At 75.1% G+C, this 9,768-nt stretch carries 12 protein-coding genes; 8 read left to right on the forward strand and 4 right to left on the reverse strand.

The features are described 5' to 3' along the window. From ABZ885_RS29455 to ABZ885_RS29475, 5 genes are all read left to right on the forward strand, one after another. The coding region (locus ABZ885_RS29455) for a 1-phosphofructokinase family hexose kinase (RefSeq protein ID WP_360195049.1) at nt 1-1,189 on the forward strand (1,189 nt) is incomplete at its 5' end. Then, complete coding sequence (locus ABZ885_RS29460; RefSeq protein ID WP_360195052.1) at nt 1,177-2,019, forward strand: class II fructose-bisphosphate aldolase; 843 nt, start codon at nt 1,177-1,179, stop codon at nt 2,017-2,019. The genes ABZ885_RS29455 and ABZ885_RS29460, both read left to right, overlap by 13 nt. 130 nt (nt 2,020-2,149) lie before the next feature. After that, complete coding sequence (locus ABZ885_RS29465) at nt 2,150-2,737, forward strand: hypothetical protein (protein ID WP_360195055.1); 588 nt, start codon at nt 2,150-2,152, stop codon at nt 2,735-2,737. Between the two features lie 139 nt (nt 2,738-2,876). After that, nucleotides 2,877-3,404, forward strand: a complete 528-nt coding sequence (locus ABZ885_RS29470) for a universal stress protein (RefSeq protein ID WP_360195058.1) — start codon at nt 2,877-2,879, stop codon at nt 3,402-3,404. A gap of 203 nt (nt 3,405-3,607) precedes the next feature. Then, nucleotides 3,608-5,266, forward strand: coding sequence for a beta-1,3-glucanase family protein (locus ABZ885_RS29475; RefSeq protein ID WP_360195061.1), 1,659 nt, complete (start codon nt 3,608-3,610; stop codon nt 5,264-5,266). A gap of 54 nt (nt 5,267-5,320) precedes the next feature. On the opposite strand, the gene ABZ885_RS29480 is transcribed toward ABZ885_RS29475, so the two are convergent. Continuing rightward, a complete protein-coding gene (locus ABZ885_RS29480; RefSeq protein ID WP_360195064.1) occupies nt 5,321-5,941 on the reverse strand; it encodes an L-threonylcarbamoyladenylate synthase in 621 nt (206 codons plus the stop codon). 105 nt (nt 5,942-6,046) lie between these two features. Further along, nucleotides 6,047-6,952 carry an EamA family transporter gene (locus ABZ885_RS29485; RefSeq protein WP_360195067.1) on the reverse strand — a complete coding sequence of 302 codons (906 nt, stop codon included), beginning with the start codon at nt 6,950-6,952 and terminating at the stop codon, nt 6,047-6,049. 46 nt (nt 6,953-6,998) lie between these two features. Here ABZ885_RS29485 and ABZ885_RS29490 point away from each other — a divergent pair, with 46 nt between their 5' ends. Next, entirely contained in the window at nt 6,999-7,574 is a 576-nt protein-coding gene (locus ABZ885_RS29490) for a MarR family transcriptional regulator (protein ID WP_360195070.1), read from the forward strand. A gap of 119 nt (nt 7,575-7,693) precedes the next feature. Further along, nucleotides 7,694-8,404, forward strand: coding sequence for a hypothetical protein (locus tag ABZ885_RS29495; RefSeq protein ID WP_360195073.1), 711 nt, complete (start codon nt 7,694-7,696; stop codon nt 8,402-8,404). Nucleotides 8,405-8,530: 126 nt separating this feature from the next. Here ABZ885_RS29495 and ABZ885_RS29500 read toward each other — a convergent pair whose 3' ends face one another. Both ABZ885_RS29500 and ABZ885_RS29505 read right to left on the reverse strand, forming a co-directional pair. Further along, a complete protein-coding gene (locus ABZ885_RS29500; RefSeq protein ID WP_360195076.1) occupies nt 8,531-8,818 on the reverse strand; it encodes a hypothetical protein in 288 nt (95 codons plus the stop codon). Nucleotides 8,819-8,839: 21 nt separating this feature from the next. After that, on the reverse strand, nt 8,840-9,223 hold the full coding sequence (locus tag ABZ885_RS29505; protein ID WP_360195079.1) for a hypothetical protein: 384 nt from the start codon (nt 9,221-9,223) through the stop codon (nt 8,840-8,842). 54 nt (nt 9,224-9,277) lie between these two features. Here ABZ885_RS29505 and ABZ885_RS29510 point away from each other — a divergent pair, with 54 nt between their 5' ends. Next, on the forward strand, nt 9,278-9,430 hold the full coding sequence (locus tag ABZ885_RS29510) for a hypothetical protein (RefSeq protein WP_360195082.1): 153 nt from the start codon (nt 9,278-9,280) through the stop codon (nt 9,428-9,430). The last annotated feature ends 338 nt before the right edge of the window (nt 9,431-9,768 follow it).

Raw genomic sequence — 9,768 nt, forward strand, 5'->3', positions numbered from 1 at the left:
CAACTGCTCCATGAAGGGCAGCGAGATCGCCCACGCGGCGAGGAACTTCAAGGACAAGGTAGTCGCCCGGCACTCGATCGCACCGACCGGCTGGGCGCCGCGACCGCACCGACCGCGGACACCCGGCCGGTGGTGCCCGGTGATCCTCACCGTCACGCTCAACGCCGCCGTCGACCTCACCTACCGGCTCGACCGCGTGCGGCGGCACGGCAGCAACCGGGTCACGGACGTCGCGGAGCGGGCCGGCGGCAAGGGCGTCAACGTGGCCCGGGTGCTCGCCGTCCTCGGCCACCCGGCCGTCGTCACCGGCCTGGCGGGCGGGGCCACCGGCCGGACCCTGCGGGCGGACCTCGCGGCGGCCGGGCTGCCCGACGAGCTGGTCCCGATCGCGGGGACGTCCCGGCGCACCGTCACCGTGGTCGAGGACCGGGCCGGTGACGCCACCGTCTACCTGGAGCCCGGCCCGGTCGTCAGCCCCGCCGAATGGTCCCGCTTCGTCACCCGCTACCGCCGTCTGCTCGGCGGCGCCGCGGCCGTCGTGCTCTCCGGCAGCCTGCCCGCCGGACTGCCCGAGGACGCCTACGGCACCCTCGCCGCGCTCGCCGCCGCGGCCGGGGTCCCCGCCGTCCTCGACGCGGACGGCCCCGCCCTGCGGGCCGGGCTGGCCGCCGGGCCGGCCCTGGTCAAGCCGAACGCCGACGAACTCGCCGCCGCCGTCGGCGACACCGGCCCGCTCGCCGGGGCCCGGGCCCTGCGCGCGTCCGGCGCCCGGGCGGTGGTCGCCTCGCTCGGTCCGGACGGCCTGCTCGCCAGCACCCCCGACGGCGAGTGGCGGGCCCGCCCGCCCGAGCACGTCCGGGGCAACCCCACCGGCGCCGGGGACTCCGCCGTCGCCGCCCTCACCGCCGGCCTGGTCGCCGGCACCCCCTGGCCCGAGCGGCTCGCCGACGCCGTCGCGCTGTCCGCGGCCACCGTCCTGGCGCCGCTGGCCGGCGGCTTCGACCCGGCCGGCCTCCGGCGGCTGCGCCCGCTCGTCCGGGTGGAACCGCTCGGCGCGGAGCGCGCCGACGCCCGGCACGTCACCCCGCACCGCGCCGCCCCGAAGCACGCCGCCGCCCCGGGCCCCGCCGCCCCGCACGGCGCCGGGCCCCGCCCCGCCGACCCGCAAGGAGAGCCATGCCCCTCGTAGGCACCGGCGAGATCGTCGCCGCCGCCGTCCGCGCCGGCCACGGAGTCGGCGCCTTCAACGTCATCCAGCTGGAACACGCCGAGGCCATCGTGACGGGTGCCGAACGGGCCGGGGCGCCGGTCGTCCTGCAGATCAGCGAGAACGCCGTCCGCTACCACGGCGCGCTGGCCCCGATCGCCGCCGCGACCCTGGCGGTGGCCAGGGCGGCGGCGGTCCCGGTCGCCGTGCACCTGGACCACGCGACCAGCGCCGAACTGGTCCGCGAGAGCGTCGCACTCGGCTTCACCTCGGTCATGTTCGACGCCTCCGCGCTCGACTACGCGGCCAACGTCCGGGCCACCGCCGCGGTGGTCGCCCACTGCCACGCCGAGGGCGTCTGGGTCGAGGCCGAACTCGGCGAGGTCGGCGGCAAGGACGGCGTCCACGCGGCCGGCGCCCGCACCGACCCCGGCGAGGCGGCGGCCTTCGTGGCGGGCACCGGAGTGGACGCCCTCGCGGTCGCGGTCGGCAGCTCGCACGCCATGCTCACCCGCGACGCCGCGCTCGACTTCGCCCTGATCGCCGCCCTCGGCGCGGCCGTCCCGGTGCCGCTGGTGCTGCACGGCTCCTCCGGCGTCGCCGACGCGCACCTGGCGGCCGCCGTCGCGCACGGCATGACCAAGGTGAACATCGCCACCCACCTCAACAAGGCGTTCACCGCGGCCGTACGGGAACGCCTCGACCTCGACCGCACCCTGGTCGACACCCGCCGCTACCTGGGTGCCGGCCGCGCCTCCGTCGCGGTGGAAGTGGCCCGGCTGCTGACCCTCCTGCGCACCGGCCACCGCTGACCCGCCACCACCGACCGGCCACCATCGACCGGCCACCATCGACCGGCGACCACCGACCCGCCACCACCGACCGGCCCCGGCCGCCTCCGGGCACCGCGCCGGGCCGGACCCGGTCCCCTACCCTGCTGCCATGGCGATCCACGGCTTCGGGACCACCGAGTTCCAACTCGTGCTGCTGCGCCGGATGGCCGACTACAACCCCGCGCTGGTCGAGCAGGCCGTGCGACGGCTCGGCGCCACGCGCAGTGTGATGCGCGAGGCGAACAAGCGCTGGCAGGCGATGATCCGCTCACCGCGGTTCCGGCACGACGCCCGCTGGTACGCCGCCGTGCTCGGCCCGCCGCCGGCGACCGCGCCGCGCCGGATCGGCGACCTCGCCTGCCGTACGCAGCAGTGGCCGCTGCCGCTCTGGCCCGAGCTGCGCTTCGAGATCCTGATCGGCCCGGCGGAGTCCGGCAGCCCGCTGATGAACGAGTGGCTGGTCCGCGCCGCGGATGCCCCGGCGCCGGTGCTGCGCACGCTCGCCGACCTCACGCCGTGGAGCTGCGTGGTCGCCGACCTGGGGGCCGCGTTCCCGCCCGCCGTGCCGCGCGAGGGCAGTGCGCCCACCCGCTTCCAGCTCGACTTCGCCGCTCCCGGCGCCGACGGCCGGCCGCAGGCGTGCACCGCCGACTTCACCTGGGGCCTGCTCCAGGAGGTCCGGCCGGCGCACCCGTGACGGTGCGCCCGACCACCTGCCCGGCCCGGAAGAATGCAAGGTCAAGCTCGATATGAGCCTTTGATTTGCAGGAGTTCGGCAGATGTGGAACTATGAATCGCAGACATCAGGTAGGCGAGACACCAGAAAGTGAAGGATCATGTCGGACGGCGCGCGCGTCATTGTCGGAGTAAGCGGCTCGTTGCACAGCCTGACCGCACTGCACCGCGCGGTGGCCGAGGCGCGAGCCCGGCACGCCGTCCTGGTCCCGGTGCTCACCTGGACCCCGGTCGGCGGGGAGCGCAGCTACCGTGCGCGGCCGTGCCCGCCGCTGCTCCAGGAGTGGCGGGAGGCCGCCGGTGCGCGGCTCGAGCGCGCGCTGGACGAGGCGTTCGGCGGCCTTCCGGTCGGCGTGTCGGTGGAGCCGATGGTGGTGCGCGGCGAGGCGGGGCCGGTGCTGACCCGGCTGGCCGACCGGCCGGGCGACCTGCTGGTGGTCAGCACCGGGCAGCAGGGCGCCGTCCGCGGCAGGCTGCACCGGCTGCTGCACGGTTCGGTGGGCCGCTACTGCCTCGCCCACGCCCGGTGCACCGTGCTCGCCGTGCCGCCGTCCTCGCTGCACGCCGACCTGCGCGCGCTGCACCACGGGATCGACATGCGCGAGCTCACCGCGCTCGCGGCCGCCTGACGGTCTGACGACCGGAGGGCCCGACGGCAGCGCGGTGCTGCCTCCCCTGCTGCGCCCCCGACTGCTTTCAAGAAATCAACTGAACCAGGCTTAAGGGCGACTTACGGTTTCAGATATTGACGTGTCCGGGTCCGGGCGGGAGGGTGACGGCCAGGCGGCGCGATCCGCGCCGCCGGCCCGCCACCACCGCCCCCGGAGTCCCCGTGATCTCTCGCCGGACCGTACTCGGCGCCTCCGTCGCGGCTCTGACCGCGCCCGCGCTGTTCGCCCTGTCGCAGACCGCGGACGGCAGCACCACCCCGCAGCGGCTCGACGTCGACCTGGTCAACACCGTGTCGTCCCAGCCGGTTTACGCCTACGTCCTCGGCCTCGACCCGGCCCAGGGCAACAGCTGGGCCTTCCTGCGCTCCGACGGCCGCACGCTCCACCACCCGTCCTCCCCCTCCGCCCCCGGCGCGCCGCTCGGCGCCGACTGCGCCATCGCACTGGGCGCACCCGGCGGCACCCCACGCCGGATCCAACTGCCGTACCTCTCCAGCGGACGGATCTACTTCTCGATCGGCCGCGAGCTGGTCTTCCTGGTCAACCCGGGCCCGGGCATCGCGCTCCCCTCGGTGAGCAACCCGAGCGACCCCAACATCGGCACCGCGTACGGATTCTGCGAATTCACCTACGGGCCGGACCAGTTGTACGCCAACATCAGCTACGTCGACTTCGCCGCCGTCCCGATCGCGTTCGACCTGACGGCCGGCGGCGGGCGGCAGACCGTCCGCGGCCTGCCCGCCGGCGGCCTGGAGTCCGCCGCGAGCGCGCTGCGCACACAGGCCGCCGCCGACGGCGGCGACTGGGCCCGGCTGATCGTCCCGGACTCCGCCGGCCGGACCCTGCGCATCCTCAGCCCCAACACGGCGATCAGTGCCGATCCTTCGCTGTTCAAGGGCTATCTGGACGGCTACCTCGCCGCCGTGTGGCAGAAGTACCAGAGCACCGACCTGGTGATCGACACCCAGGCCGGCTGGGGCACCGTCAAGGGCCGGGTCGGCAACGGCGTGCTCACCTTCCCCGGCGTGGGCGGCTTCGCCAAGCCCTCCACCGCCGCCGTCTTCAACTGCAGCTCGGCGCCGTTCACCACCGGCAACGACCTGATGGGCAACCTGAGCGCGCGGCTCGCCGCCGCGCTCAACCGCACCACCCTGCTGGACAATCCGTACCAGCCGGACGGCGAGAACCCGGCCGCCTTCTACACCGCCGCCCGCACCAACCACTACGCCCGCATCCTGCACGCGGCCAACCCCGACCACCTCGGCTACGCGTTCCCGTACGACGACGTCCATCCGGCCGGTGTGGACTTCGAGGGCAAGGTGCAGTCGGCGAGCCCGACCCTGCTGTCCGTCACCGTCGGCGGCGGCCACGGCCCGGACGGCCCCGGGCCGTCGCCGCAACCCGGCGGCGGGACCAGCGCGTTCGGCACCATCCAGGCCGAGTCCCACAGCGCGCAGTCCGGTACCGCGCCGGAGGACTGCAGCGACACCGGCGGCGGCCGGGACATCGGCTGGATCGCGAACGGCGACTGGCTCGGCTACGCGGGCGTGGACTTCGGCGGCTCCGGCGCGACCCGGTTCCAGGCCCGGGTCGCCTCCGGCGCCGCGCCCGGGGTCAGCGGGCTGGTCCAGGTGCGGCTGGACAGCCCGACCGCGGCACCGGTCGGCAGCTTCGCCGTCGCCAACACCGGCGGCTGGCAGAACTGGCGGACGGTGCCCACGGACATCGCCCGGACCACCGGCACGCACACCGTGTACCTCACCTTCGCCAGCGGGCAGAGCGCCGACTTCGTCAACCTCAACTGGTTCACGTTCGGTTGAGCACACCGGCCCGGCCGGAGACGGCCGGGCCGGACCGGCGTCGCGTACGGTCCGTCACTCGAAGCGGGCGGGGTCGCCGGCACCCCGCCGGACGATCTCCGGCCCGCCGCCGGAGAAGTCGACGACCGTCGTCGGCTCCGTGCCGCAGTCGCCCGAATCCACGACGGCGTCCAGCACGTGGTCGAGCCGCTCCTTGATCTCCCACCCCTGCGTCATCGGCTCGTCCTCGCCGGGCAGGATCAGGGTGCTGGAGACCAGCGGCTCACCGAGTTCGGCCAGCAGCGCCCTGGTGACGGGGTGGTCGGGGATCCTGACGCCCACCGTCCGCTTCTTCGGGTGCATCAGGCGGCGCGGAACCTCCTTGGTGGCGGGGAGGATGAAGGTGTAGCTGCCCGGGGTCGCGGCCTTGACGGCGCGGAAGACGTTGTTGTCGAGCTGGACGAACTGCCCCAGCTGGGCGAAGTCCTCGCACATCAGGGTGAAGTGGTGGCGCTCGTCGAGACGCCGGATCGTCCGGATCCGCTCCAGGCCGTCGTGGTTGTCCAGGCGGCAGCCCAGCGCGAAACAGGAGTCGGTCGGGTACGCGATGAGGGCCCCGGACCGGAGGGCGGCCGCCACGGTGCCGATGGTGCGCGGCTGGGGGGACTCTGGGTGCACGTCGAAGTACTTCGCCATTGGCCGACCCTACGGGATCCCGGCGGCCGACGGGCGCAGCCGCGGCCTCCCGCATCCTGGCGGGCCGCCGGGGCGCGGCGTACGGTCGGTCGGCATGGGCTTCGATCAGGCGCGGGTGAACCGGATCTTCCTTCCCGGCACGTACGCCGACGGCGTGCCGTACGGGCTCTTCCGGGAGCTGCGGGCGGAGGCGCCGGTCTGCCGGGTGGAGGAGCCGGCGGTGGGGGTCGGGCCCAGCTCCTCCCCCGCCACCGCGGTGCCGAGCAGGACGCCGGTCAGCGGGTTGAGCAGCCCGAGCAGGCCGACCGTCCCGGCCGGCAGGTGCCGCAGGCCCGCGAACCAGACGGCGAAGGCCAGTGCGGTGGCCACCAGGGTGACGTAGCCGAAGGCGAGCAGCGCGGTGGGCCCGGGCACCGGCGGCGCCCCTTCGAGGGCGGCGGCCGCCGGCAGCAGGACGAGACCGCCGGCGGTCAGCTGCCAGGAGGTCGAGGCGAGCGCGTCGGCGCCGTCCCGCCACCGCCCGGCGAGCACGTAGCCGCAGGAGGAGACCAGCATCGCCGCGACCGAGGCGGCGAGCCCCGGCAGGCTCACCGCGCCGGCCCGGGTGAGCAGCATCAGCGCGACGCCGCCCAGGCCCACCACCGCACCGGCGAGGTGGGCGCGGGCGGGGCGTTCGGCCGCCAGCGCCCAGGCCATCAGCATCATCGCCAGCGGGGAGGCCGCCATCACGGTCGACGCGACGCTGGTCGCGAGCAGCTGGGAGGCGACGTAGAGCAGGACGAAGAACACGCCCGTGTTGAGCAGCCCGAGCACCGCCGAGCGCCACCACCAGGCGCCGTGCGGCCGCCGCCGGCCGAGGGCGAGCAGCAGCAGTCCGGCCGGCAGTGCCCGCAGTGCGGCGCCCCAGAGCGGGCGGTCGGCCGGGAGGAACTCGCGGGTGACGTAGTAGTTGGCTCCCCAGGCCACCGGCGCGACGGCGGTCAGCAGCACCCATCGCAGATTGGCTTCCATGGAAGCAATATATCTTCCATGGAAGCCACCGCGCTAGAATGGCCCCATGGAGCAGCAACAGCCCCCCTCCGGAGTCGGGCCCGCGGCCGGCCCGGCGGACCACGTGGCCGCCATCCAGGCCGAGTGGCGCCGCGAACGCCCCGACCTGGACGTCTCCCCGCAGGCCGTGATCGGCCGGCTGCACCGGCTCGCCGGCCGCCTCACCGACGAGCTCTGCCTGGTGTACGGGCACTACGGCCTCGGCGAGGGCGAGTTCGACGTGCTCGCCGCACTGCGCCGCACGGGCGCGCCGTTCGAACGGGCCCCCGGCGAGCTGGCCGCCCACACGATGGTCACCACCGGCGCGATGACCAAACGGATCGACCGCCTGGAGCGGGCCGGCCTGGTCACCCGCCGGCGCAGCGAGGACGACGGCCGCGGCCGCGTGGTGGCCCTCACCGACGCCGGCCGCCGCCTGATCGACGAGGCCTTCACCGCCCACATGCAGAACGAGCACCGCCTGCTCGGCCTGCTCACCCCGGAGGAGGCGGCCACCCTGGAGACCCTGCTCACCGCCTGGCAGCACCGCCTCGACCACGCCCCACCGCCCGCGGACGGCGTCCAACCACCCGCCGGCGGCTGACCGTTCGACCGGTCCCGACGTCCAGCCCCGGCCGCAGCGGTGAGCGGGCGGGCGGCGGGCGCCGGGCGCGCTGCCGGGCCGAACTTCAGTTCACCCGATGTGATCGGTAATGTTCCGTCGTGACCAGCAGTGACAACCTCCCAGACCCGGACCGCCCGACGCCGCAGAAGCCGGTGTGGCCGCGCAACCTGGCGCTCTCGCTCGCCGCGGCCGCCGCGACCTTCGGCGTGGTGAAGACGCTCGAACCGGCCGAGGACGGCGGCGGGAAGGCGGCCGCACCGCCCCGGGCGTCCGCCCCGGCGACGGCCTCCGCCCCGGCCCGCCCGGCGGTGCCGCTCGACCAGGCGTTCCCCGCCCAGGTGAAGGGCGCCTCCGGCACCGTCTACACCAGGGTGACCGCGAAGGCCCTGACCTCCTGCACGCCGGACGGCTCGGTCGGCCCGCGGCTGGCCGAGCTGGTCAAGCAGAGCAAGGGCTGCCTCGGCCAGCAGGTCGCGCTCTACACGGACGAGCGGAACAACCGGTTCAGCCTCGCGCTCCTCACCCTTCAGGACCCGCGGGACGCCGTCCACCTGGTCACCCAACTGGCACGGAACGGCGCCGACTTCCAGGTCCCCGTCCAGGACGCGCCGTTGGGCTGGGGGCTGCCGGCGCTTCCCGCCGCCGGCGGGAAGGTCCAGTCGTTCGCGAGCATCGGGCGCGCGACGGTGGTGGGTGTCGGCCAGTGGTCGGACGGCCGGACGGGCGACCTCCAGAAGCTGGTCGAGCGTCTCACCCCGTTGCAGGACGCCGTCACCAAGAACACCGGCGCCCACGAGGCCCGCGGCTGACCGCCCCGCACCCGGAGGGCCGTCTCCGGCCTCCCCGGCGACGGCCCTCCGGAACCGCCCCGCCGAGTCCGGCCGAGCACAGGTCCTCGGCGGGCCCGGTGGGCTCGGTGGGCTCGCGCCGGCGGACTACCCCTGCCCGGACCGCCGTTGGCGCAGCCAGGCGAGCCCGGCGACCAGGCCGAAGACCCCGCCGGCGCACAGCTTCACGGCCCCCTTGGCGAGAAGCCAGCCGAGGCCGGGGAGCGTCCAGCCCAGCCAGTGAAAGACCGCCATCAGCACCGCCGCCGCACCCAGCGCGGCGATGACGGTGGCCAGCACGGCCATGCCGGTGGAGAGTTCACGCTCTCCCCGGTGCTCCTCCGGCTGCTCCTCCGGCCCTGACCGCCGCACTTCGTTCGCACCCCCAGAATCCATGCAGGGGATCCTAACCCGACGTCAGCGCGCCGCGTGGTGGGTGTCGCCGGTGTGCTCTCCGGTCTCGTGGTCGGGGAAGCTGACGGCGAGCGTGACGCGGTACTCGAAGACGTCCTCGCAGTGGCCGGGGACGCGCGCCCAGGCCAGCGAGTGCACCTCCGCCCCGGGCGCCTGCCGGCACCAGGCGGCGGCCTCCTCCAGCGCCCGGGCCGCCGAACGGCCGGTGCAGACCACCGCGGTGTAGGCGGCGACCGCCACGTCCCCGCCGCTGCGACCGCCCCGGGAGACCGCCCGGACCGCGGCCGCGGCCTGGGTCAGGTCACGAGCCAGGTCGTCGACCACCCGGGGCGGCGCCGGCAGGACGGTCCGGCCGTCCGCCACGGTCTCCGGCAGGTTCGTGCTCACTGTCAGGGCCTCCGTCCGTCTGGTCACGAGATCCGCCTGTCAGGAGATCCGCTGGTGCTGGGATCCGCTCGTCGACGGGATCCGCCCGGTCACCTGGTGCGGCTGTTGCGGCTGTTGCGGCTGCTCCGGCTGGTACGGCTGCTGCGCCGGGACACCCCGGTGCGCCCGGCCACGGCCAAGGATGCCGGTCCACCGTTCCTGGCATGACCATTTTCACCGGAACGTCACCCGTCCGGGGAGCCGATGGGGTAGAGGGCCGCGCCGTGCGGTCCGTGCTGGTATGCGGCGGGCGGCACATCGGGGCAGGTCAGGCCGGCCGGCGGCGGGCGCCGCCGGGAGCCCGACCGCACGTGCGCGCACCACCCCCGTGCCCCGGACCGCCCGTTCGGCTGCCGGTGGCGCCCGGTTCACCCGCGCCCCCACCCGGAGGCCGCGGGCCCGGGGACCCTGTGACAGAACGGCACAAGTCCCGTTGCAGAAACGGGAGATACCGGACTGCTCCAGCCACTAGGCTGCTATCCCGTCGCAGTCCGCCGCAGTAGCGG

Source organism: Kitasatospora sp. NPDC047058, from assembly GCF_040643935.1.
Classification (GTDB): Bacteria; Actinomycetota; Actinomycetes; order Streptomycetales; family Streptomycetaceae; genus Kitasatospora.

Coding starts and splice junctions, on each gene's coding strand:
- ABZ885_RS29460 (WP_360195052.1), top strand. CDS start 1,177: ATGCCCCTCGTAGGCACCGGCGAGATCGTCGCCGCCGCCGTCCGCGCC.
- ABZ885_RS29465 (WP_360195055.1), top strand. CDS start 2,150: ATGGCGATCCACGGCTTCGGGACCACCGAGTTCCAACTCGTGCTGCTG.
- ABZ885_RS29470 (WP_360195058.1), top strand. CDS start 2,877: ATGTCGGACGGCGCGCGCGTCATTGTCGGAGTAAGCGGCTCGTTGCAC.
- ABZ885_RS29485 (WP_360195067.1), bottom strand. CDS start 6,952: ATGGAAGCCAATCTGCGATGGGTGCTGCTGACCGCCGTCGCGCCGGTG.
- ABZ885_RS29490 (WP_360195070.1), top strand. CDS start 6,999: ATGGAGCAGCAACAGCCCCCCTCCGGAGTCGGGCCCGCGGCCGGCCCG.
- ABZ885_RS29480 (WP_360195064.1), bottom strand. CDS start 5,941: ATGGCGAAGTACTTCGACGTGCACCCAGAGTCCCCCCAGCCGCGCACC.
- ABZ885_RS29500 (WP_360195076.1), bottom strand. CDS start 8,818: ATGGATTCTGGGGGTGCGAACGAAGTGCGGCGGTCAGGGCCGGAGGAG.